The organism is Actinomadura xylanilytica, assembly GCF_030283145.1.
Classification (GTDB): domain Bacteria; phylum Actinomycetota; class Actinomycetes; order Streptosporangiales; family Streptosporangiaceae; genus Spirillospora; species Spirillospora xylanilytica.
This window is the reverse complement of record NZ_JASNWE010000001.1, coordinates 444525-467045: the sequence shown is the minus strand read 5'-3', so window position 1 is coordinate 467045 and position 22521 is coordinate 444525. Positions and strand designations below refer to the sequence as shown.

General features: G+C 73.5%; 20 protein-coding genes. 17 read left to right on the top strand and 3 right to left on the bottom strand.

Annotated features, from left to right (window positions below):
• Positions 1-3: 3 nt before the first annotated feature.
• The gene (locus QP090_RS02205; RefSeq protein WP_285936738.1) at positions 4-1791 is read right to left on the bottom strand and encodes an ABC transporter ATP-binding protein; all 1788 of its coding nucleotides are present in this window, start codon (positions 1789-1791) and stop codon (positions 4-6) included.
• Complete coding sequence (locus QP090_RS02200; RefSeq protein ID WP_285936737.1) at positions 1788-3764, bottom strand: ABC transporter ATP-binding protein; 1977 nt, start codon at positions 3762-3764, stop codon at positions 1788-1790. Before QP090_RS02200 ends, QP090_RS02205 begins: the two co-directional genes overlap by 4 nt.
• A 170-nt stretch (positions 3765-3934) precedes the next feature.
• On the opposite strand from QP090_RS02200, the gene QP090_RS02195 reads away from it, so the two are divergent.
• From QP090_RS02195 to QP090_RS02120, 16 genes are all read left to right on the top strand, one after another.
• A complete protein-coding gene (locus tag QP090_RS02195; protein WP_285936736.1) occupies positions 3935-4630 on the top strand; it encodes a TIGR03085 family metal-binding protein in 696 nt (231 codons plus the stop codon).
• A gap of 254 nt (positions 4631-4884) precedes the next feature.
• Positions 4885-5091 carry a cold-shock protein gene (locus tag QP090_RS02190; RefSeq protein WP_018657218.1) on the top strand — a complete coding sequence of 69 codons (207 nt, stop codon included), beginning with the start codon at positions 4885-4887 and terminating at the stop codon, positions 5089-5091.
• A 144-nt stretch (positions 5092-5235) separates the two neighbouring features.
• Positions 5236-5625, top strand: coding sequence for a phosphoribosyl-AMP cyclohydrolase (gene hisI / locus QP090_RS02185; protein WP_285936734.1), 390 nt, complete (start codon positions 5236-5238; stop codon positions 5623-5625).
• A 3-nt stretch (positions 5626-5628) separates the two neighbouring features.
• Complete coding sequence (locus QP090_RS02180) at positions 5629-6264, top strand: Trp biosynthesis-associated membrane protein (protein ID WP_285936733.1); 636 nt, start codon at positions 5629-5631, stop codon at positions 6262-6264.
• The gene (locus QP090_RS02175) at positions 6261-6923 is read left to right on the top strand and encodes a winged helix-turn-helix transcriptional regulator (RefSeq protein ID WP_285936732.1); all 663 of its coding nucleotides are present in this window, start codon (positions 6261-6263) and stop codon (positions 6921-6923) included. Before QP090_RS02180 ends, QP090_RS02175 begins: the two co-directional genes overlap by 4 nt.
• A 36-nt stretch (positions 6924-6959) precedes the next feature.
• Positions 6960-7502, top strand: a complete 543-nt coding sequence (locus tag QP090_RS02170) for a DUF2752 domain-containing protein (RefSeq protein WP_285936731.1) — start codon at positions 6960-6962, stop codon at positions 7500-7502.
• Positions 7503-7636: 134 nt separating this feature from the next.
• A complete protein-coding gene (trpC, locus tag QP090_RS02165; protein ID WP_285936730.1) occupies positions 7637-8458 on the top strand; it encodes an indole-3-glycerol phosphate synthase TrpC in 822 nt (273 codons plus the stop codon).
• Positions 8459-8644: 186 nt separating this feature from the next.
• A complete protein-coding gene (gene trpB / locus QP090_RS02160; RefSeq protein ID WP_285936729.1) occupies positions 8645-9883 on the top strand; it encodes a tryptophan synthase subunit beta in 1239 nt (412 codons plus the stop codon).
• Positions 9880-10692, top strand: coding sequence for a tryptophan synthase subunit alpha (gene trpA / locus QP090_RS02155; protein WP_285936728.1), 813 nt, complete (start codon positions 9880-9882; stop codon positions 10690-10692). Before trpB ends, trpA begins: the two co-directional genes overlap by 4 nt.
• A gap of 202 nt (positions 10693-10894) precedes the next feature.
• Positions 10895-11389 carry a vitamin K epoxide reductase family protein gene (locus QP090_RS02150; protein WP_285936727.1) on the top strand — a complete coding sequence of 165 codons (495 nt, stop codon included), beginning with the start codon at positions 10895-10897 and terminating at the stop codon, positions 11387-11389.
• A 70-nt stretch (positions 11390-11459) separates the two neighbouring features.
• Positions 11460-12236 (top strand): DsbA family protein, encoded by a 777-nt coding sequence (locus QP090_RS02145; RefSeq protein ID WP_285936726.1) that lies wholly within the window; start codon positions 11460-11462, stop codon positions 12234-12236.
• 188 nt (positions 12237-12424) lie between these two features.
• Positions 12425-13213, top strand: a complete 789-nt coding sequence (locus QP090_RS02140) for a DsbA family protein (protein ID WP_285936725.1) — start codon at positions 12425-12427, stop codon at positions 13211-13213.
• Positions 13214-13273: 60 nt separating this feature from the next.
• Positions 13274-14638 carry a prolipoprotein diacylglyceryl transferase gene (gene lgt, locus QP090_RS02135; protein WP_285936724.1) on the top strand — a complete coding sequence of 455 codons (1365 nt, stop codon included), beginning with the start codon at positions 13274-13276 and terminating at the stop codon, positions 14636-14638.
• A gap of 10 nt (positions 14639-14648) precedes the next feature.
• Positions 14649-15350, top strand: coding sequence for a VIT1/CCC1 transporter family protein (locus QP090_RS02130; protein WP_285936723.1), 702 nt, complete (start codon positions 14649-14651; stop codon positions 15348-15350).
• A gap of 69 nt (positions 15351-15419) precedes the next feature.
• Positions 15420-16226 carry a hypothetical protein gene (locus QP090_RS02125; RefSeq protein ID WP_285936722.1) on the top strand — a complete coding sequence of 269 codons (807 nt, stop codon included), beginning with the start codon at positions 15420-15422 and terminating at the stop codon, positions 16224-16226.
• A gap of 73 nt (positions 16227-16299) precedes the next feature.
• Positions 16300-17538, top strand: a complete 1239-nt coding sequence (locus QP090_RS02120; protein WP_285936721.1) for a hypothetical protein — start codon at positions 16300-16302, stop codon at positions 17536-17538.
• Positions 17539-17673: 135 nt separating this feature from the next.
• On the opposite strand, the gene QP090_RS02115 is transcribed toward QP090_RS02120, so the two are convergent.
• Entirely contained in the window at positions 17674-17847 is a 174-nt protein-coding gene (locus QP090_RS02115; protein WP_285936720.1) for a hypothetical protein, read from the bottom strand.
• A gap of 102 nt (positions 17848-17949) precedes the next feature.
• On the opposite strand from QP090_RS02115, the gene gltB reads away from it, so the two are divergent.
• Positions 17950-22506: a glutamate synthase large subunit gene (gene gltB, locus QP090_RS02110; protein ID WP_285936719.1), complete on the top strand. Its 4557-nt coding sequence runs from the start codon at positions 17950-17952 to the stop codon at positions 22504-22506.
• Positions 22507-22521 lie beyond the last annotated feature (15 nt).

Here is a 22521-nt window from a genome sequence, read left to right as displayed (position 1 = left end):
GGCTCAGATCGAGCGCTGCGCGATCCAGGACCGGTGCAGATCGGCGTACACGCCGGGGACGGCGACCAGCTCGGCGTGCGGCCCGCGCTGGACGATCCGGCCCGCGTCGAACACGATCACCTCGTCGGCCGCCTCCGCGGTCGACAGCCGGTGCGCGATCGAGATCGCGGTACGGCCCCGGGTGACCCCGTCCAGGGCGCGCTGGATCCGCACCTCGGTGGCCGGGTCGACAGCCGAGGTCGCCTCGTCCAGCACCAGCAGGTCGGGGGCCGCCACGTACGCGCGGGCGAGGGCGACGAGCTGCCGCTCGCCCGCAGACAGGGACTCGCCGCGCTGCCCGACCGGCGTGTCCAGGCCGCGCGGCAGCCCGTCCAGCCAGTCGGCCAGCCCGAGCTCGGCGATCGCCGCGGCCAGCTCGCCGTCGGTCGCGCCGGGCCTGCCGTACCGGACGTTGTCGGCCAGCGTCGCGTCGAACAGGAACCCGTCCTGCGGCACCATCACGACCCGCTCCCGCAGGGACGAGAACCGGACCCGGTCCAGCGGGACGCCGTCGACCAGGACCCGGCCGGACACCGGGTCCATCAGCCGGGTCAGCAGCTTGGCGAGCGTCGTCTTGCCCGACCCGGTCTGCCCGACGATCGCGACCCGGCTGCGCGGCGCGATCGCCGCGTTCACCCCGTGCAGCACCGGCGGCCCGCCCGGGTAGGCGAACCCGACCTCCTCGAAGCGCACCTCGATCGGGCCGCGCGGCAGCGTCTGGCCCGCCTCGCCGGGGTCGGCGACGTCGGGGACGGTGTCCAGCACCCCGAGCACCCGGCGCCATCCGGCGATCGCGTTCTGCGCCTCGTTGAGGGTCTCGGTGGCGGTCTGCATCGGGCTGACGAACAGCGTCACCAGGAACAGGAACGCCACCAGCTCGCCGGCCGTCAGGTGCCCGCCCACCCCCAGCAGCGTGCCCGCCACCACGACCGCGGCGGTCGCGGCGGCGGCGACCATCTCGCTGGTGGGGAAGGTCATCGCGACCAGCCCCTGCGCCCGCGTCTGCGCCCTGCGGTGCTCGTCGACGGTCGCGTCCACCCGCTCGGCGGTGCGCTCCTCCGACGCGTACGCGCGGATCACCGGCGCGCCGACCACCGACTCGCTGACCGCGGCCAGCAGGTCGCCCATCCGCTCGCGGACCCGCGTGTAGGCGGCCGACACCAGCCGCTGGAAGCGGCGCAGCGCGAACGTCAGCGGCAGGAACGCGGCCCACACCAGCAGCGCCAGCGGCCAGGAGTACACCAGCATCAGCACGCTGGCCACCGCGAGCTGCCCCAGCGACACGATGATCATCAGTCCGCCGAACTGCATGAACTGGCTGATCTGGTCGACGTCGCCGGTCACCCGCGACACCAGCGCGCCGCGCCGCTCCCCGTTCTGGGTGAGCATGGACAGGTCGTGCACGTGCCGGAACGCCTTGACCCGCAGCGCCGCGAGCCCGCCCTCAGTGGTCTTGTACAGCCGCACGTTCATCGCGTACGCGCTCACCGCCGTCACCAGCACCGCCACGGCGCACAGCAGCACCGCCGTGCGGATGAACGCCGTGTGGGGGGCGCCCGTGTCGCTCAGCCCCTTGTCGAGGGTCTGCTGCACCGCGATCGGGACGACGACGCGTCCCGCCGTCGCCACCAGGGCCAGCAGCAGGGTCCCGGTCAGCCCCGCCCGGAACTCCGGGCTCAGCCGCAGGCCGCGCCGCAGCGTGCTCAGCGCCCCCTCGTCGGCGGCGACCTCGTTCAATGTCGTCGTCGTCACGCCAACGCCCCTTCCCCGCCCTCGAACGCCTCTTGCCCCGCCGGACGCCGCTCGCCCGTCTCCAGCTCGCCCGTCTCCAACCCGCCCGTCTCCAGTTCCGCCTCCCGCGCCTCTGCCTCCCGCTCAGCCTCGGCGCGCTCATAGGCGTTCACGAGCTCGCGGTACCCCTCGGAACGCTCCAGTAGCTCCGCATGCGAGCCCTGCGCGGCCACCGTGCCCCGCTCCAGGAAGACGACCTCGTCCGCCAGCGCGATGGTGGCCTTGCGGTACGCGACGACGATCACGGTGGCGCCGCCGCCGCCCTCGGCGGCCTGCGCCTCCCGGAGGCTTTGCAGGATCCGCGCCTCCACCTGCGGATCGACGCTGGAGGTGGCGTCGTCCAGGACCAGCAGCCGGGGCCGCCGGACCAGGGCGCGCGCCAGCGCGAGCCGCTGCCGCTGCCCGCCCGAGAGGGTCGCGCCGCGCTCGCCGACCCTGGTGTCGAGCCCGTCGGCCAAGGCCGCCACGAACCCATCGGCCTGGGCGAGCCGCAGCGCCTCCCAGATCCGCTCGTCCGGCAGGTCGAGGCCGAGCGCCACATTGTCCCGGACGGTGTCGTCGAACAGGAACGTCTGCTGGGGGACCAGCGCGGCGGTCTCGGCCACGCCCCCCTGCCGCACGTCCCGCACGTCCAGGCCGTCCAGCAGCACCGACCCGTCCGAGGGGTCGACGAGCCGGACGAGCAGCGAGGTGAGCGTCGACTTGCCCGACCCGGTGGGCCCGACCAGCGCGATCGTGCGCCCGGGGGCGGCCGTGAACGACACGTCGCGCAGGACCTGCCTCCCCTGCGCGCGGCCCTCGCCGGTCGCCTCGGTGCCGAGGTCCTCGTCGGCACCGTCGCCGTCCGCCTCGTACCCGAAGCGGACCCGCCGGACCTCCAGCGCCGCCGCCTTGTCCTCGTCCAGGGCCCGTCCGCCGAACGGCATCGAGCCCCCGGCGTCCAGGACGCCCCGCACCCGCTCCCAGCCGACGACGCTGCGCGGCACCTCGGCCAGCACCCAGCCGAGCGCCCGGATCGGCCAGGCGAGCAGGGTGAACAGGTAGGCGACGTGCACCAGGTCCCCCGCCGTCATCGCCCCGGACTGGAGCCGCGCCGACCCGATCAGCAGGACGGCGAGCACGCCGAGGTTCGGCAGCGCCTCCAGCACCGGGTCGAACAGCCCCCGGATGCGCCCGACCGCCACGTTGGCGTCCCGCAGCGCCTCCGCGCCCGCGCGGAACCGCTCGGTCTCGGACTCCTCGCGGCCGAGCGTCTTGACCACCAGACCGCCCTCGAAGCTCTCGTGCGCCACCTCGCTGACCTCGGCGCGCAGCCGCTGGGCTCGGGTCGCGACCGGTGAGAGCCTGCGCTGGTAGACCACGTTGAGCAGCGCGATCGCCGGAAAGACCAGGAAGCCGACGATCGCCACCACCGTGTCGGTGAGCAGGATGGACACCGCGGCGATCAGCAGCATGACCACCACGCCGACCGCCATCGGCAGGGGCGCGATCGGCGCCCAGGCCGCCTCCACGTCGGCGTTGGCGTTGGACAGCAGCTGCCCGGTCGGGTGCCGGTGGTGCCAGGCCAGGGGCAGCCGCAGGTACTGCCGGGTGACCTCGCGCCGGTAGCGGGCCTGCATGCGGTACTGCATGAGCCCGGCGTAGAACCGGCGGCCCGCCACGCCGAGCGCCTTGAACAGCGCGACTCCGACGATCGCCGCCGCGGCCCCCGACAGCGCCCCGGCCGTGGTGTGCCCGGAGCGGAACGCCGGGAGCATGACGTCCTGGGTCACCCAGCCGAGGACCTGCGCGGTGGCGACCGTCATGGCCGCGTAGAGCGCGCTGGCGAGCACCGACACCGTGAAGACCGTCGGCTCGGCCTTGACCGCGACCCACAGCACGCGCCCGCCCTCCCTCAGGACGTGCGGGCTGACGCGTCTGGAACCTGATGGCACGGATTCTCCTCGATCACGGGGGGCGCGGGCGCGCGCCAGGGGGGCTCCCCGCGTGCCGGTTCGCGGGGATACGGGGGCTGAATATGCCTACCATCCGATAAGGGCGCTTATTCCCGTACGGCCGCGCACCGGTCATTCCGGTCGGCCCCCGCACGGCTTACGATCGGCGTATGAGCACGCCCGCCGACGAGTCCGGCCGACCGGCCCGGAGCATCGACCCGGCGCGCCGCGAGCGGCTGCTCCTGTGCGCGGCCCTTGCCGAGGCGGGTCCCGGCGCCCCGACCGAGTGCGCGGGCTGGAACACGGCGGACCTGGCCGCTCACCTCGTTGTCCGAGAGGGCCGCCTTGACGCCGCTCCCGGAATACTGGTGCCGCCGCTGGCCTTCTACACAGAGCGCGTCCGGCGGCGCACGGCGCGGAAGGTGCCCTTCGACCGGCTGGTCGATCGGATTCGCCGCGGGCCGCCGAAGTCGTCGCCCTTCGCGGTTCCGGTCGTGGACAAAATCGCCAACGCGGTGGAGTTCTTTGTTCACCACGAGGACATCCGCCGGGCGCGTCCGGACTGGGAGTCGAGGACGCTCCCCGCGGGTCTCGAGGAACTGCTGTGGCGAAGGATTAAAATTGCCCGGTTTGTCCTAAAGAAAGTGCCGGTCGACGTCACCCTCGTCCAGCCGGACGGGCGGAGCCTTCACGTCTCCGGCGCCCGGCGGGGCGCCTCCGGCGGCGCGGCCGGTCCAGTGCGCGTGCACGGCCCCGTAGGGGAACTGGTGCTCTGGGCCCTCGGCCGGACGGGCGTGGCGCGGGTCCGCGTGACCGGGCCCACGGACTCTGTCAAGACCCTGACGAAGTCGGGTTGGGGCTTTTAATGGGCCGGTAACGCCGTGGTTCGCCGAGAGGTGAATCGTGAGGGATGCGACCCCTCCGCTTTGCGGGGAACCGGTGATACGGTGGCCCCGTCGGTTGCAGTCGTGGTTCTCGATCGTTTGTCCAGACGCCCGCGGACTGATGGCAGCGGGCGTTTTGGCTTTTCCGGGGACCGTACCGGTAGGCGAGGGCGTTCCGCAGTGACCGCGCTGGGCCCACGAGGTGTGGGCCCATGTTTTGCCGCAAGGAGAAAGACATGCCCCAGCAGGGCACCGTGAAATGGTTCAACGCCGAAAAGGGTTTCGGTTTCATCGCCGTGGACGGCGGCGGACCGGACGTCTTCGTGCACTACTCGGCGATTCAGTCCTCCGGGTATCGCACGCTGGACGAGAATCAGCGCGTCCAGTTCGAGGTGACACAGGGTAACCGGGGTCCGCAGGCAGACCAGGTCGTCCCCCTGTAACACCCCCTAGCCGTACGTCAGGGCCCGTCTCTCCCCGGGGAGGCGGGCCCTTTCGCGTCCCGGCGGAAGGGAAAAGCGGGCCGGGGACGGGGCCGGGCGGCGGGGCCGTGCCGGATCGCGCGGGCGACCCGGCACAATGGATCCATGTCCGCTCGCCCGTCCAATCTGGACCCCAAGATCGCCGACCGTCTCAAGCGCACCGACGACGGCCTCGTCCCCGCCATCGCCCAGCAGCACGACACCGGCGAGGTGCTCATGCTCGGCTGGATGGACGACGAGGCGCTGCACCGCACCCTCACCACGGGCCGCTGCACCTACTGGTCGCGCAGCCGCCAGGAGTACTGGGTGAAGGGCGAGAGCTCGGGCCACCAGCAGTGGGTCAAGTCGGTCGCCCTCGACTGCGACGCCGACGTGGTGCTGGTGAAGGTCGACCAGGTCGGCGGCGCCTGCCACACCGGCGACCGCACCTGCTGGGACGCCGACGTGCTCGACGCCGTGGTCGGCGAACGGCCCGCGACCGGCGAGGGTGAATGACCGGTGTCCCCCGGGCGTGAGCGCGGCCTGACCGCGCTGATCTGCGCGGCCGGAGCCGGCCTCGCGCTGCTGGCCGCCGGCCGCCCCTGGGCGAGCGTCAAGGCCAGGGAGGCCATCACGCCGTTCGTGCAGGACCTGACCGGACGCGATCTCGGCGGCGCCGCGGGCGCGCTCGGCTGGGCCGGGCTCGCCGGGCTGGCGGCGCTGTTCGCCACCCGCGGACGCGTCCGCGCGGGCGTCGGGGTCCTGCTGGCGCTGTTCGGCGCCGGCGTCGTCTACAGCTCCGCCATCGCGGTCCGGCACGCCCACGTGGTGTCGGTGGCCGGTGAGAAGAGCGCGCTGCTGAGGCTGGGCTCCCGGCCCGCCGCCGACGTCAACCTGTGGTGGACGGTGTCGGTGGCCGGGGGAGTGCTGCTCATGATCGCCGGGCTGATCGCCCTGGTGCGCGGGACGCGCTGGCCGGGGATGTCGGCCCGCTACGAGCGGGAGGCCCCCGCCGCGTCCCACGACGGCGGGCCGGGCGGGCCGGGCGGCGCCGGGGGCGGGTCCTCCGCGGACGTCCCAGACGACCCGTCCAGCCTGTGGAAGTCCCTCGACCGCGGAGAGGACCCGACGGCGGCGCGGGAATCCCGCCGGTGAGCGCCGAGGGCGGCGGGCTGGTCCTGGTGGTCGAGCACGAACCGCCCGTCGCCGAGCTGGAGCGCCGCTACCTCGCCCGCGAGGGCTACGAGGTCGAGATCGAGACCGACCCGGTGCGGGCGCCCGCCGCCGCCGCGCGGATCCGCCCCGACGTCATCGTGCTCGACCTGTCGGTGTCGGCACGGGCCGCCGATCTCTACCGCCGCGTGGCGGGCGCGGCGCCCGCCGCCCCCGTCGTCGTGGTCGTGGCCGGGCCCGACCCGGCCGTCGGCGACCTCGGGGAGCGCCGGGTGACCCGCCCGTTCGGCCCGCGCGTGCTGGTCGCCGCGGTCGGCGACGCGCTCCGCCGGAGCGGCGAGGCCGACGCGCCGGGGCTGCTGCGCGCCGGCCCGGTGATCCTCGACCCGAGCGCCCGGACGACCCTGGTCGGCGAGCGGGACGTCGGCCTCACCGTCACCGAGTTCGACCTGCTGGAGTTCCTGATGGCCAATCCCGGCCGCGTCTTCACCCGCGAGCAGCTCCTCGGCGCCGCCTGGGGGCCCGGCGCGGGCGCGGGCAGCCGCACGGTCGACGTCCACGTCGCCCAGCTCCGCGCCAAGCTCGGCGCCGACAACCCCCTCCGGACCGTGCGCGGGGTCGGATACGTCCTGGACGCCTGAACCCTGATCCGGGGCGCGGCGTCTAGGCTGGAGGCCGTGACCCGCGTACCCGCGCACGACGACGTCCCAGCTCACGGCCGGGCACAGCACCCGCCCGGCCCGCAGGCGTCCCACGGCGCCCTCGACCGGCCGGGCCCGCCGCGAGGGCGGCCGGGCGGCCGGCCGGACGGGCCGGGAGGCCGCGGGGTCTGGATGCGGCTCGCCCCGGCGCTGGTGCTCGGCGGGGTCCTCGCGGGGACGGCCGTGGTGGCGAACGTCGACCCCCACCGGCCGGGCCACTACCCGACCTGCCCCTTTCTGTTCCTGACCGGCCTGTACTGCCCCGGATGCGGGGGGCTACGCATGGTCAACGACCTCGCGCACGGGCACGTGGGAGCCGCGTTCGGCTCCAACCAGCTCCTGTTCCTGCTGATCCCCGTCGCGGCCTACCTGTGGGGACGGTGGGCAGTGCGCACCGCGCGGGGCCTCCCGATGAGGTCGGCGCTGCTGCGGCCCGCGACCGCGCATGTGGCCGTCGGCGTCCTGCTCGCTTACGGGATCGTCCGCAACCTGCCGTTCGCGCACGTGCTGGCCCCGTGACGCCCGGACCGTCCGGCCGTGCCGCGCCCCGCGTCCCGCCGGGGAGGCGCTGACCCCCCTCCCGGATGCGAGGCCCGGCCGCCGGTGCGGCTACGATCGGTGCACGGATCGACCGGAAAATAGGGGGCCCAGGCGTGAGCGAGCAGAGCGCGAGCGTGCTCGACGAGATCATCGAAGGCGTCCGGGCCGATCTCGCCGAAAGGCAGCGAGAGGTCTCGCTCGAGGCCCTCAAGGAGCGCGCCGCCGCGGCGGCGCCCCCCATCGACGCGCTGGCGGCGCTCCGCGGCCAGGGTGTGTCGGTGATCGCCGAGGTCAAGCGCAGCAGCCCGTCCAAGGGCGCGCTGGCCGCGATCGCCGACCCGGCGGCGCTGGCCCGCGACTACGAGGCCGGCGGCGCCAAGGTGATCAGCGTGCTGACCGAGCGCCGCCGCTTCGGCGGCAGCCTCGACGACCTGGCCGCGGTCCGCGCCAACGTCGGCGTCGCGGTGCTGCGCAAGGACTTCGTCGTCACCTCCTACCAGCTCTGGGAGGCCCGCGCCTACGGCGCCGACGTGGTGCTGCTGATCGTCGCCGCGCTGGAGCAGGACGCGCTGGTGTCGCTGGTCGAGCGGGCCGAGTCGATCGGCCTGCTCCCGCTGGTCGAGGTGCACAACGAGGAGGAGCTGGCGCGTGCCCTGGACGCGGGCGCCAAGGTCGTCGGGGTCAACGCCCGCGACCTGCGCACCCTCCGGGTCGACCGGGAGGTCTTCCGCCGGGTGGCGCCGCTGATCCCCAAGCACATCGTCAAGATCGCCGAGTCCGGTGTGCGCGGTCCGCACGACCTGCTCGCCTATGCCGCCCACGGCGCCGACGCCGTCCTGGTCGGCGAGAGCCTGGTCGTCGGCGGCGACCCGCGCGCCGCCGTCGCCGACCTGGTCGCCGCGGGCGCCCACCCGGCGCTGCGCCAGAGCGGCTGAGCCGGGCGCGGGCGGTCCGGGCGAGCAGCGGAAACGAGTAAAGTACGGCCATGCGGAAGGAACCGCCGACGGAGGCGGGCCCCCGGCGGGGGCCGGAGACGACACTGCGCGAACGATGGCGGGGCTGGCCCACGTCCCACTGACAGACAGCCAGCCATCCACACGCACGACAGGACGTTCTCCCTCATGACCACCGACCCCGCGCGCGGCGGCCCCGCCGTGCCCGTGCCCGACGTCACGGGCCATTTCGGCCTGTACGGCGGGCGGTTCGCCCCCGAGGCCCTGATGGCCGCGCTCGACGAGCTCACCCACGAGTTCGAGACCGCGCGCAAGGACCCCGAGTTCACCGCCGAACTGGCCGACCTGCTCAAGAACTACGCCGGCCGGCCCAGCCTGCTGACCGAGGCCCCGCGGTTCGCCGAGCACGCCGGCGGCGCCCGGATCCTGCTCAAGCGCGAGGACCTCAACCACACCGGCTCACACAAGATCAACAATGTGCTCGGCCAGGCGCTGCTCGCCAAGCGGATGGGCAAGCGGCGGGTGATCGCCGAGACCGGCGCCGGCCAGCACGGCGTCGCCACCGCGACCGCCGCGGCGCTGCTCGGCCTGGAGTGCACGATCTTCATGGGCGAGGTCGACACCGAGCGGCAGGCCCTCAACGTCGCCCGGATGCGGATGCTCGGCGCCGAGGTCGTCCCGGTCAAGGCCGGCAGCCGCACCCTCAAGGACGCCTGCAACGAGGCGTTCCGCGACTGGGTCGCCACCGTCGACCACACCCACTACTGCGTCGGCTCCACCATGGGCCCGCACCCGTTCCCGATGATGGTCCGCGAGCTTCAGCGGATCATCGGCGTCGAGGCCCGCGAGCAAGTGCTGGAGCTCACCGGCCGGCTGCCCGACGCGGTCGTCGCCTGCGTCGGCGGCGGATCCAACTCCATCGGCGCCTTCCACGCCTTCATCCCCGACGCCTCGGTCCGGCTCTGCGGGTTCGAGGCCGCCGGCGACGGCGTGGAGACCGGCCGGCACGCCGCCACGATCACCGGCGGCTCGGTCGGCGTCATCCACGGCATGCGCACCTACCTGCTCCAGGACGACGACGGCCAGACCATCGAGTCGCACTCGATCTCGGCCGGGCTCGACTACCCCGGCGTCGGCCCCGAGCACTCCTGGCTGTATGACACCGGCCGCGCGGAGTACCGGCCCATCACCGACGCCGAGGCGATGGAGGCGTTCGCGCTGCTGTGCCGCACCGAGGGCATCATCCCGGCGATCGAGTCCGCGCACGCGCTGGCCGGCGCGATCAAGCTCGGCAAGGAGCTCGGCCCGGACGGCACCCTGCTGGTGTGCCTGTCCGGCCGCGGCGACAAGGACATGCACACGGCCGCCGAGTACTTCGGCCTGATGCCGGAGGGTGAGGGCCGATGAGCGTCCAGGACGCCTACGACAAGGCCGCGGCCGAGGGGCGCGCCGCGCTCGTCGGCTACCTGCCCGCCGGGTTCCCCAGCTACGAGGGCGCCATCGCCGCCGCCACCGCCATGGTGGAGGCCGGCTGCGACGCCATCGAGATCGGGCTGCCCTACACCGACCCGATGATGGACGGGCCCACCATCCAGGACGCGGTGCACCAGGCGCTGCTCGGCGGCATCCGCGTCGCCGACGTGTTCCGCACCGTCGAGGCCGTCGCCGCCACCGGCGTCCCGACCCTGGTGATGACCTACTACAACCCGGTCGACCACTACGGCGTCGACGCGTTCGCCCGCGACCTGAAGTCGGCCGGCGGCGCCGGGCTGATCACCCCCGACCTCACCCCCGAGGAGGCCGGCCCCTGGCTCGAGGCCGCCGACGCGCACGACCTCGACAAGGTGTTCCTCGTCGCGCTCAGCTCCACCGACGAGCGGATCGAGAAGATCACCGAGGTCTGCCGGGGCTTCGTGTACGCCGCCTCGCTGATGGGCGTCACCGGTGCCCGCACCGCCATCGACACCGGCGCCCCGCGGCTGGTCGAGCGCACCCGCACGGTCCTGGCCAAGAGCGGATCGGCGCTGCCGGTCGGCCTCGGCCTCGGCGTCGGCAACGGCGTCCAGGCGGCCGAGGTGGCCCGCTTCGCCGACGGCGTCATCGTCGGCTCGGCGTTCATCCGCCGGCTGCTCGACGCGCCCGACGAGCGCGCCGGGCTGGCCGGGGTCCGCGACCTGACCGCCGAGCTCGCCGAGGGCGTCCGCAAGCGCGGCTGAACCCGTACGGGCCGCCGTGCCGGACGCCCCGTCCGGCACGGCGGCCCGGCCGGGCCCGGGCGTTCACGCGACTCGCCGCCGGGGCCGTCCGGTTCGGGGCCGCCCCGCGGGCGCTCTCCCGTAGGCTGAGTGTTCGCCGGCGGCGGGCCGTGCCCGGCCCGGCCCAGCGGATCAGGCCGCGCGGCGGCCCGGGAGGATCACGATGACGCAAGAGATAACGGCGCGGGACGGCGGCGAGACGACCGCGGAACCGTCCCGCCCGCTGTGGTTCCAGGCCCTCGCCTGGCTGCTGACCCTCGCCGGGCTCGGCATCTCGGTCTACCTCACCGTCAGCCACTACGACGCCGACGTCGCGCTACTCTGCTCGGCCACCGGCAGCGTCGACTGCCACGCCGTCACCACCAGCAGCTACTCCGAGCTCGCCGGGATCCCGCTGCCGCTCCTCGGCCTGCTGTTCTTCGTCGCGTTCGCGGCGCTGATCACCCCGTGGGCGCTCCGCTCCGGACTGCCCGCGCTGCGCTGGGGACGGCTCGCGAGCGCCGCGGTCGGCGTGCTGTTCGTGGTCTACCTGGTGACCGTGGAACTCGCGGTGCTGCATAAGATCTGTCTGTGGTGCACCGGGGTGCACATCCTCACTATCCTGCTGTTCATCCTCGTCCTGGTCGACGAGTTCCGGCGGATCGGCCAGGTCGACTAGCGGCCGAGCAGCACCGCCGGTCCGGATCGCGCCGCTCGGGCGCGGCCACCATCACCGCATAGGAGTGCCAATGAGCAAGGCCGCACGGGAGCGGTCCGCGAGGGAACGCCTGGCCGTAGAGCGCAAGCGGCAGGCCGCGCGGGACAAGCAGCGGCGGCTGCTCACCATCGTGCTCGGCGCGGTGGTCGCGGTGGCGGTCGTGGTGGTGGCGGTCGTCATCATCATGGACCAGCGGGACAAGGGCATGCAGCACGCGACCGCGCACAAGGGCGCGCTGCCGCCGGTCACCCGCGAGGCCGACGGGTCGATCGTGCTGGCCAAGGCCGGCGTGACCAAGCCGCTCCTGGAGGTCTTCGAGGACTTCCAGTGCCCCATCTGCCAGGAGATGGAGAAGAGCAGCGGCAAGACCATCCAGAAGCTGGCCACCGAGGGCAAGGTCAAGGTCGTCTACCGGCCGTTCCACCTGTTCGGCGGGCAGCAGGACCCGGTCAAGACCAACTCGCTGCGCTCGGCCGCCGCCGCGCTGTGCGTCCCCGCCGACAAGTGGGTCTCCTACCACGACGCGCTGTTCGAGTTCCAGCCGGCCGAGGGCTCGAAGGGCTTCGCGCCCAAGGACCTGGTCCGGTGGGGCAAGGAGGTCGGCATCACCGACGCCGGGTTCGACAAGTGCGTGACCGACATGCAGAAGAAGCCCCAGGTCGACACGATGACCGACTACGCCCTGAAGACCCGCAAGGTCGAGGGCACCCCCACGGTCTTCCTGGACGGCAGGCAGCTCGACCTCCAGAAGGAGATCATGTCGCCCGGCGCCCTGGAGGCCGTGATCACCGGCGCGTCCGGCAAGTGACCCGCTGAGCCGCCGACCGGCTGACCGGCCGGCCCGCTGACCTGCCGGCCTCACCGGCCTGACCGCTGATCCGCGCGGTGGTCCGCGCCGTTCCCGCCCGGGGCGGCGCGGCACCCGCCGCCCGCCCCGCCCCCGGCCTACCCTCGTACCTGCGGTTACGCAGGGTGATGGGGCCGATCGGGGGATCGATGAGCAAGCCCGGCAGGGATCGTTCGGCACGGCAGCGGCTCGCGGCGGAGCGGTCGCGGCAGGCGGCGCGGGAGAGGCGGCGCCGGCTGCTGCTGGTCGTGGTCGGCGCGGTCGCCGCCGCCGCGGTGGTCGTGGTGATCGTGGTGGTGGTCCTCACCCGGGACGGCGGCGGCGGCAAGCCCGCCCCCGCCTACACCGGGGCCCTCGCGCCGACGTCCAGGCAGTCCGACGGGGCGGTGGTGATGGCCCGGCCCGGCGTCGCCCGGCCGGTCCTCCAGATCTTCGAGGACTTCCAGTGCCCGATCTGCAAGGACCTGGAGGACAAGCAGGGCCCGACGATCAAGGAGCTGGCCGCCGCGGGCAAGGTCAAGACGGTCTACCGGCCGTTCCAGCTCTTCCAGCAGGAGCCGCTGTCGGGCAACTCCCGGCGCGCGGCGAACGCGGCGGCGTGCGCCCCGGCCGACCGCTGGATCCAGTACCACGACCAGATCTACGCCCACCAGCCGGCCGAGGGCGACAAGGGCTTCGCCGACCCCGACCTGATCACCTGGGCCGGCGCCGTCGGCATCTCCGGCGCCCCCTTCACCACCTGCGTGGACAAGGCGCAGAAGACCGCGGAGGTCGACCGGGCCACCGCCTACGCCGAGCGCGCCGGGGTCACCGCCACCCCGTGGCTCACCCTGGACGGCGCCAAGCTGTCCGGCGAGGTGCTCGCGTCTCCGGACGCACTGAGGAAGGCGATCGAGGACGCCGGCCGGAAGTCCCCGGGCGGGGGCGCCCCGTCCTGACCGGGCGGTGATCGGGAGACGTGCGGCCCCCACTCGCCGGAGGCGGTAACGTCATCGCTCATGCAGCCGCTCGCCTTCATCCCGAGTCCTTCTCAGGGCGTCTGGCACCTCGGGTTCATCCCGCTGCGCGCCTACGCCATCATGATCATCATTGGCATCGTCGTCGCGGTCTGGCTGGGCGAGCGGCGCTGGGCCGCCAAGGGCGGCGCCCCCGGTGTGATCATCGACGTCGCCGTCTGGGCGGTGCCGTTCGGCCTGGTGGGCGGGCGGGTCTACCACGTCGCCACCGACTACCAGCACTACTTCGGCGACGGCCACGACCCGATCAACGCGCTGAAGATCTGGGAGGGCGGCCTCGGCATCTGGGGCGCGGTGGTGCTAGGCGCGGTCGGCGCGGTGATCGGCTGCCGGCGGCGCGGGATCTCGGTGCTGGCGCTCGGCGACGCCGTCGCGCCCGGGATCGTGCTCGCGCAGGCGATCGGCCGCTGGGGGAACTACTGGAACCAGGAGCTGTACGGCCGTCCGCTCGACACGTTCTGGGCCCTGAAGATCGACCCGGCGCACCGGCCCCGGCTCTCCGACGGCAGCCTGAACCCCAAGTACGCCGACATCGCCACCTACCACCCCACCTTCCTGTACGAGTCGCTGTGGTGCGTGGGCGTCGCGATCCTGGTGATCTGGGCGGACCGCCGCTTCTCGCTCACCCACGGCCGCTCCTTCGCGCTGTACGTGGCGGCCTACACCGTCGGCCGGTTCTGGATCGAGTGGCTGCGCATCGACGACGCCCACCAGATCCTCGGGCTGCGCCTCAACGACTGGACGGCCCTGATCGTCTTCGTCGGGGCCGTCGGCTACCTCTACTGGGCCCGCAACCGCACCGGTCCCGAGAACGTCGGCCGTCCCGCGGAGGAGACCGGCGACGCCGCGACTTCCGCGGACGCCGTCGTCCTCGAGAAGCCCGCCGAGGAACCCGCGGAGACCAAGCCGAAGGACGAGCCCGAGCTCGAGCCCGGGCCGAAGGACGAGGCCACCGCCGACGACAAGCCGGAGCCGGACCCGGAGCCGGAGTTGGAGCCGGAGGCGAAGGTGGAGGACGAGCCGGAGCCCGAGGCGGCCACGGAATCCGAGCCGGAGCCCGAGGCGAAGGTGGAGGACGAGCCCGAGGTGGTCCCGGAACCCGAGCCGGACGCCGAGGCCAAGCCGGAGGCCAAGCCGGAGGCCAAGGCCAAGGCCAAGGCCAAGGCCGAGCCCGAGGTGGAGGCCACGCCCGAGCCCGAGCCCGAGCCCGAGCCTGAGAGCAAGCCCGAGCCGGAGGCCGAGGGCGACCCTGGGGACGGGGCCGTGAACGGGGCCGGGAAGAATGAGGGCGAGGGCGGCACCGCGGCGAGCGCGGGCAAGGGGGGGTCCGTCACGGACCCCAAGTGAGGGGACGGGCGTGGCCGCGGAGATCCATCACCAGCACCGGGACGTCACGGGCGGCTGGCTGCGGCCGGCGGTGTTCGGCGCGATGGACGGGCTGGTCTCCAACTTCGCGCTGATCGCGGGGATCGCGGGCGGCCAGGCGAGCCAGAAGGTGGTGCTGCTGGCCGGCCTGGCGGGCCTGGCGGCGGGCGCGTTCTCCATGGCGGCGGGCGAGTACATCTCGGTGGCCTCCCAGTCCGAGCTCGCCGAGGCCGAGATCGAGATCGAGCGGCTGGAGCTGGTGCGGCACCCGGGGGCCGAGGCGCGCGAGCTGGCCGAGGTCTTCGAGTCGCGCGGGGTCGACCCGGACGTGGCGGCGGAGGTCGCGCGGCAGCTCTCGAAGAACCCCGACGAGGCCCTCCAGGTGCACGCCCGCGAGGAGCTCGGCGTGGCGCCGGGCGACCTGCCGTCGCCGCTGCTGGCGGCGGGCTCGTCCTTCCTGTCGTTCGCGCTGGGCGCGCTGCTGCCGGTGCTGCCGTACCTGCTCGGCGCCACCAGCCTGTGGCCCGCCGCGGTGGTCGCCGGGCTGGGGCTGTTCTCGGCCGGGGCGCTGGTGTCGCGGGTGACGGCCCGCGCCTGGTGGTTCAGCGGGACGCGGCAGCTCGGGTTCGGCGCCGCCGCGGCGGCGATGACCTACGGGGTGGGCGCGCTCATCGGCGGTGGCGGCGGGGCGTGACGCCGGCCAATCTGGATGAATCGACCTTTTGGGCGCGCGAGAGGTGGTCGGCCCGATAGGCTCCCGGCTGTGATCGAGGCGCGTGACACAGGGTCCTCTCAGGCGGATCGGCAGGACGGCGGCCAGGACTTCTGGCCGGAGGACAAGCCCGGCCGCGAATCCGGCGGGAAGCGTCCCGGCGGCAAGCTGCTGATCTACGGCGCCGCGGCCGTCGCGGTCGTGATCGCCGCGGTGGTGGCGGGCATGGTCCTGATGACCGGGGGCGACGACGACGAGGCTCCCGCGGGCAAGACCGGCAACGGCAAGCAGGCGCTGCCGACCGCCTACACCCCGGACTACGACGGCGACGGGATGAGCAAGATCGCGCGGCGCGCGGCCGACCAGCGCCCGGTCACCGAGGGCGAGGCGTTCACCGCCGACGCCAAGACCGTCAAGTCGGGCAAGTTCACCTTCGGCCTGGCCGGCTCGCAGGTCTCGGGCGACTGCAAGGCGGTCACCTGGGGCCAGCGGCTCCAGGCCGACCTCGCCCGGCACGGCTGCACGCAGATCGTGCGCGGCGCCTACGTCAGCCCGGACAAGAAGTACGCCGGCCAGTTCTTCCTGATCAACATGGAGAACGAGGACGGCGTCCACCAGGTCCTGCGCGACCTGGACCGCGACTCCGGCGCCGGGTTCGTGCTGCCGCTGACCGCGCCGGGCGCGCCGGCGTTCGGCTCCGGGTTCAGTGCCGCCTACGCCAAGACGTTCGGGCACTACGCGGTGGTCACCTGGGTGCAGCGGGCCGGCGGCGCGCAGCCCGCCTCGCTGAACGAGATGATCGATGCGAGCCTGGCCATCGAGAAGCCCGCCGACTTCGTGTGGGGGCGTTTCAGTTGATCGGCGAGCGGGCCCCGCACCCGGCCCCGGCGGCACCGGCCGGGCGTCCGGCCCGCGGGCGGTAGATTCCCCCGTGGAGCACGACGAGCCCGGCCGCCGCCCCGGCCGTCCCCGCCGGGGCGCGGCGCCCCGTGGCGGCGAGCGGCAGCCGGCCCCGCGCGGATCCGCGCGGCGGGGCGGATCGTCCCGCCGCACGCCGCCCGCGCGCGGTGGCGCCCCTCGCGGGGGGCGTCCCGAACGCCGTCGCCGCCCGGCTCCTCGGGACGAGGCCGGGTACGCCGCCCCGGAGCAGGAGACGTTCGACGCCTACGACCCCTACGAGCAGCCCTACGACGCCGATGAACCGGCCGGGCCGGAGCCGGAGCACGGGCCGGAGCCCGAGGGGCGCGGCGGCGCCGGGCCGGGCCGGGGCGGTCGCGGCGGGCGGCCGGGCCGGTCCGGGAAGAGCGGCAAGGGCGGCAAGGCGTCCGGCCGGGGCGGGAAGAGCGGCAAGGGTGGCAAGCGGCCGGCTGAGAACGGCGGGCGGCCCGGTGGGCGCGGCGGTTCCGGCGGCGGTCCGACCGGGCCGCGCCTGTACTTCGGGGCCGCCGCCGGGCTGGGCGTGATCGTGGTCCTCGCTCTCGTCCTGGTCGCGGTGACCGGCTCGGACGGGAAGGACGGGAAGGGCGCGGCCGTCCAGGATCCGGGGCGGGGCACGACGATGGGGCAGCCCGCGGCGAGCGGCCCGTCCCCCTCGTCCTACTCCAGCTCGCCGTCCGCCGCCGCCTACCGGGCGATCGAGCGGCGGTCGGCCGACACCGCGCCGCTGACGGTGGGGGAGCTGTTCCCCTCGTCCGCCGCGGCGATCTCGGGGCTGGACGGCAAGGCGCGGCCGACCCTGCGCGAGAAGCGGCTGGACGGCGACTGCGCCGCTGCGGTCTGGGGCACCGGCACCGCCACGTCGCTGCGCGCGGGCGGGTGCTCGCAGGCGGGCCGCGGTGTCTACGCCGACACCAAGCGGGGGTATGCCCTGTCGGTCACAGTGTTCAACCTGGCCGCGGCGGCGGACGCCGACCGGGTCGTGGACGCGCTGGGCCGTGGACGGGGCGGTGGATTCGTCCGGCCGGTGCCCGCTGGGCCGCCGCTGGACCGGTTCGGCCGCGGGTACGGCATGGCGCGCGGGCTGGCGATGGGCCACTTCGCGGTGGTGGCGTGGGCGCAGCGCCTCGACGGCAAGGGCGACGAGCGCGACGAGACGCTGCTGTCGCTGCTGATCGAGGGCGGCAAGTCGCCCGCCGTCCTCGGCCGGGCGGCCCGCACCACCACCGGCTAGCCGGTGCTTCCAAGCCCGGCCCGGCCTCCTCGCCTGGCGGCTCGGACGCCGACCCCCCTCGGGCGAGCGCGGCATCGCTCCGCGACCTGGCCGCCGCCCAGCGGCACCGCCGCCCCGGCGCCGTGGATCGGTGCATCATTCGTGCACGTTTTGGGTGTCACAGGGTAAACGTCCCCTATCGGTGAGGATGATCACCGAGGTCAGGACGTTTTGCCGGGAGACGTCGTCGGTATCCTGGTCTAAACCACTCAGAGATGACGCACAGGCGATCGAGGCGAAGAAGTTTCGCGATCCGGTCGAGTCGGGCATGATCCCGACAGTGATGTAATGTCATCTCACCGCAGCAGGGCCAACGTCGTCCCGCGACTGCACTGACATCGAAGCAGTGACACGAAGACGACGGGAGGGTTGATGGCTGCTGCTGCCCTCACGCCGGGCGCCCCCAAGAACCAGGGGCTGTACGACCCGGCCAACGAGCACGACGCCTGCGGCGTCGGCATGGTGGCGGACCTGCACGGTCGAAAGAGCCACGACATCGTTCAGAACGCCCTGACCGTCCTGAAGAACCTGGATCACCGGGGGGCGGTCGGCGCCGAGCCGGACGACGGCGACGGCGTCGGCGTCATGCTCCAGATCCCGGACGCGTTCTTCCGCGAGGTCTGCGATTTCGCGCTTCCCGAGGCCGGCTCCTACGCCGCCGGGATCGCCTTCCTGCCCACCGACGACGCCGAGCGCGCCGCGGCGGTCGCCCACATCGAGGCGCTCTGCGCCGAGGAGGGCCTGACCCCCCTCGGCTGGCGCGACCTCCCGCACGACCCCGCCTTCACCGGGCCCGCCGCGCGCCGGGTCATGCCCTACTTCGCGCAGTTCTTCGTGGCCCCCGCCGCGGACGGCCCGCACGCCGGCGAGACCGGGCTGAGGCTCGACCGCGCCGTGTTCTGCATGCGCGAGCGCGCCGAGCAGGACGTCCGGGTGTACTTCCCGAGCCTGTCCAGCCGCACCATCGTGTACAAGGGGATGCTGACCACCCCGCAGCTGGAGCCGTTCTTCCCCGACCTGTCCGACCGCCGCTTCACCAGCGCCATCGCGCTGGTGCACTCGCGGTTCTCGACCAATACCTTCCCGGCGTGGGAGCTGGCCCACCCCTACCGGTTCATCGCGCACAACGGCGAGATCAACACCGTCAAGGGCAACCGGAACTGGATGCGGGCCCGCGAGGAGCTGCTCCGGTCCGACCTGATCCCGGGCGACCTGTCCCGGATCTACCCGGTGATCGACATCGTGGCCAGCGACACCGCCTCGTTCGACGAGTGCCTGGAGCTGCTGCACCTGGGCGGCCGGTCGCTGCCGCACGCGGTGCTGATGATGATCCCCGAGGCGTGGGAGAACCACGCCGAGATGGACCCGGCGCGGCGCGCGTTCTACGAGTTCCACTCCACCCTGATGGAGGCGTGGGACGGCCCCGCCAGCGTCAGCTTCACCGACGGCACCGTGGTCGGCGCGGTCCTGGACCGCAACGGGCTGCGGCCCGGCCGCTACTGGGTGACCCGCGACGGCCTGGTCGTCCTGGCCAGCGAGGCGGGCGTGCTGGACATCCCCGCCGACCAGGTCGTGCGGAAGGGCCGGCTCCAGCCGGGCAAGATCTTCCTGGTCGACACCGAGGCCGGCCGGATCGTCGAGGACGACGAGGTCAAGGCCGAGCTCGCCGCCGAGCACCCCTACGAGCAGTGGCTGCACGAGGGCCTGGTCCGGTTCGAGGAGCTGCCGCAGCGCGAGCGGGAGATCCCGACGCACGACACGCTGGTCAAGCGGCAGCAGATCTTCGGGTACACGCTCGAGGAGCAGCGGATCATCCTGGCCCCGATGGCCGCCAGCGGCGCCGAGCCGATCGGCTCGATGGGCACCGACACTCCGATCGCGGTGCTGTCGGAGCGGCCCCGGCTGCTGTTCGACTACTTCAAGCAGCTCTTCGCGCAGGTCACCAACCCGCCGCTGGACGCGATCCGCGAGGAGCTGGTCACCTCACTCCAGTCCACGCTCGGCCCGGAGGGCAACCTCCTGGAGCCCGGCCCGGACTCGTGCCGGCGGCTGGTGCTGCCCACCCCGATCCTCGACAACGACGAGCTCTCCAAGATCATCCACATCGATGACGAGGGGTCGCTGCCGCACCTGGCCGCGCACGTCGTGCACGGCCTGTACGAGGTGTCCGGCGGCGGCGAGGCCCTGGAGGCCCGGCTCGAGGAGATCTGCTCGGAGGTGTCCCGGGCCATCGCGGCCGGCGCGCGGATCATCGTGCTGTCCGACCGCGGCTCGGACTCGGCCCACGCCGCGATCCCGGCGCTGATGCTCACCGGCGCCGTGCACCACCACCTGATCCGGGAGAAGACCCGCACCCGGGTCGGCCTGGTGATCGAGACCGCCGAGGCGCGCGAGTGCCACCACATGGCGCTGCTCATCGGGTACGGCGCGTCCGCGATCAACCCCTACCTGGCGATCGAGACCGTCGAGGACCTGGCCCGCGGCGGCGACATCGCCGGCGTCGACCCGGCCAAGGGCGCCCGCAACCTGGTGAAGGCGTACGGCAAGGGCGTCCTCAAGGTCATGTCGAAGATGGGCGTGTCGACCGTCGCGTCCTACACCGGCGCGCAGATCTTCGAGGCGATCGGGCTCGGCGAGGAGGTCATCGCCCGCTGCTTCACCGGCACCACCTCCCGGCTCGGCGGCGTCGGCTTCGAGGTCCTCGCGCGCGAGGTCGCCGAACGGCACGAGCGCGGCTACCCGGCCGGCGGCAACGAGGCGCCGCACCGCACGCTGGAGATCGGCGGCGAGTACCAGTGGCGCCGCGAGGGCGAGCCGCACCTGTTCAACCCCGACACGGTGTTCAAGCTCCAGCACGCCACCCGCACCCGCCGCTACGAGATCTTCAAGGAGTACACCGCCAAGGTCGACTCACAGGCCGAGAAGCTGATGACGCTGCGCGGCCTGTTCCGGCTGGACGGGTCGGACCGCACCCCGGTGCCGATCGACGAGGTCGAGCCGGCCGCCGAGATCGTCAAGCGGTTCTCCACCGGCGCGATGTCCTACGGGTCGATCTCCGCCGAGGCGCACGAGACCCTCGCGATCGCGATGAACCGGATCGGCGGCAAGTCCAACACCGGCGAGGGCGGCGAGGACCCGATCCGGTTCGTCCCGGACGAGAACGGCGACCTGCGGCGCAGCGCGATCAAGCAGGTGGCCTCCGGCCGGTTCGGGGTGACCTCGGAGTACCTCACCAACGCCGACGACATCCAGATCAAGATGGCGCAGGGCGCCAAGCCCGGCGAGGGCGGCCAGCTCCCCGGTCACAAGGTCTACCCGTGGATCGCCAAGACCCGGCACTCCACCCCGGGCGTCGGGCTGATCTCGCCGCCGCCGCACCACGACATCTACTCCATCGAGGACCTCGCCCAGCTCATCCACGACCTGAAGAACGCCAACCCCGCGGCGCGCGTGCACGTCAAGCTCGTCGCCGAGGTCGGGGTCGGCACGGTCGCGGCCGGGGTGTCCAAGGCGCACGCCGACGTGGTGCTGATCTCCGGGCACGACGGCGGCACCGGCGCCTCGCCGCTCACCTCCCTCAAGCACGCCGGCGCGCCCTGGGAGCTCGGCCTCGCCGAGACCCAGCAGACGCTGCTGCTGAACGGGCTGCGCGACCGGATCGTGGTGCAGGCCGACGGGCAGATGAAGACCGGCCGCGACGTGATCGTCGCCGCGCTGCTCGGCGCCGAGGAGTTCGGCTTCGCGACCGCGCCGCTGGTGGTGTCGGGCTGCATCATGATGCGGGTCTGCCACCTGGACACCTGCCCGGTCGGCGTCGCCACCCAGAACCCAGTGCTGCGGCAGCGGTTCGCCGGCAAGCCCGAGTTCGTGGTCAACTTCTTCGAGTTCATCGCCGAGGAGGTCCGCGAGTACCTGGCCGCGCTCGGATTCCGGTCGCTGGACGAGGCGATCGGGCACGTCGAGCTGATCGACGCGCACCGCGCGGTCGACCACTGGAAGGCGTCCGGGCTGGACCTCGCCCCGATCCTGCACGCCCCGGACGGGACCCGCGACGCGGCCCTGCACCGGGTCGCGGCCCAGGACCACGGGCTGGAGAAGGCACTGGACAACACGCTGATCCAGCTCGCCGAGGGCGCCCTGGCGTTCGGCGACAAGGTCCGGCTCGACCTGCCGATCCGCAACGTCAACCGCACGGTCGGCACGATGCTCGGCCACGAGGTGACCCGCAAGTGGGGTGGCGGCGGGCTGCCCGACGACACCGTCGACGTCACCTTCACCGGCTCGGCGGGCAACTCGTTCGGCGCGTTCCTGCCGAGCGGGGTGACGCTGCGGCTGGTCGGCGACGCCAACGACTACGTCGGCAAGGGCCTGTCCGGCGGGCGGCTGATGCTGCGTCCCCCGGCCGAGGCGTCGTTCGCGGCCGAGGAGCAGATCATCGGCGGCAACGTGATCCTCTACGGCGCCACCTCGGGCGAGCTGTTCGCCCGCGGCGTGGTCGGCGAGCGGTTCTGCGTCCGCAACTCCGGCGCCGTCGCCGTCGTCGAGGGCGTCGGCGACCACGCCTGCGAGTACATGACCGGCGGCCGGGCGCTGATCCTCGGCGGCACCGGCCGCAACCTGGCGGCCGGGATGTCGGGCGGCATCGCCTACGTGCTCGACCTGATCCCCGAGCGGGTCAACCCCGACATGGTCGACCTCGAGCCGCTGGACGGCGACGACCTGGCGTTCGTCGCGACGCTGACCGAGCGGCACCTGGCCGAGACCGGCTCGGTCGTCGCGGCCGGTCTGCTGGCCGGCTGGGACGCCGCCGGCGCCCGATTCACCAAGATCATGCCGCGGGACTACCGCCGCGTGCTGGAGGCCATGGCACGGGCCGAGGCCGAGGGACGCGACGTCGACGAGGCCATCATGGCCGCCGCGCAGAGCTGAGAGGGGGACCCACCC

What these genes read in the sequence shown, in the direction of transcription:
- QP090_RS02195 (WP_285936736.1), top strand. Translation starts at nt 3,935, where the DNA reads ATGAGCACGCCCGCCGACGAGTCCGGCCGACCGGCCCGGAGCATCGAC.
- trpB (WP_285936729.1), top strand. Translation starts at nt 8,645, where the DNA reads ATGACCACCGACCCCGCGCGCGGCGGCCCCGCCGTGCCCGTGCCCGAC.
- QP090_RS02140 (WP_285936725.1), top strand. Translation starts at nt 12,425, where the DNA reads ATGAGCAAGCCCGGCAGGGATCGTTCGGCACGGCAGCGGCTCGCGGCG.
- hisI (WP_285936734.1), top strand. Translation starts at nt 5,236, where the DNA reads ATGTCCGCTCGCCCGTCCAATCTGGACCCCAAGATCGCCGACCGTCTC.
- QP090_RS02145 (WP_285936726.1), top strand. Translation starts at nt 11,460, where the DNA reads ATGAGCAAGGCCGCACGGGAGCGGTCCGCGAGGGAACGCCTGGCCGTA.
- QP090_RS02115 (WP_285936720.1), bottom strand. Translation starts at nt 17,847, where the DNA reads ATGCCCGACTCGACCGGATCGCGAAACTTCTTCGCCTCGATCGCCTGT.
- QP090_RS02190 (WP_018657218.1), top strand. Translation starts at nt 4,885, where the DNA reads ATGCCCCAGCAGGGCACCGTGAAATGGTTCAACGCCGAAAAGGGTTTC.
- QP090_RS02150 (WP_285936727.1), top strand. Translation starts at nt 10,895, where the DNA reads ATGACGCAAGAGATAACGGCGCGGGACGGCGGCGAGACGACCGCGGAA.
- gltB (WP_285936719.1), top strand. Translation starts at nt 17,950, where the DNA reads ATGGCTGCTGCTGCCCTCACGCCGGGCGCCCCCAAGAACCAGGGGCTG.
- trpA (WP_285936728.1), top strand. Translation starts at nt 9,880, where the DNA reads ATGAGCGTCCAGGACGCCTACGACAAGGCCGCGGCCGAGGGGCGCGCC.
- lgt (WP_285936724.1), top strand. Translation starts at nt 13,274, where the DNA reads ATGCAGCCGCTCGCCTTCATCCCGAGTCCTTCTCAGGGCGTCTGGCAC.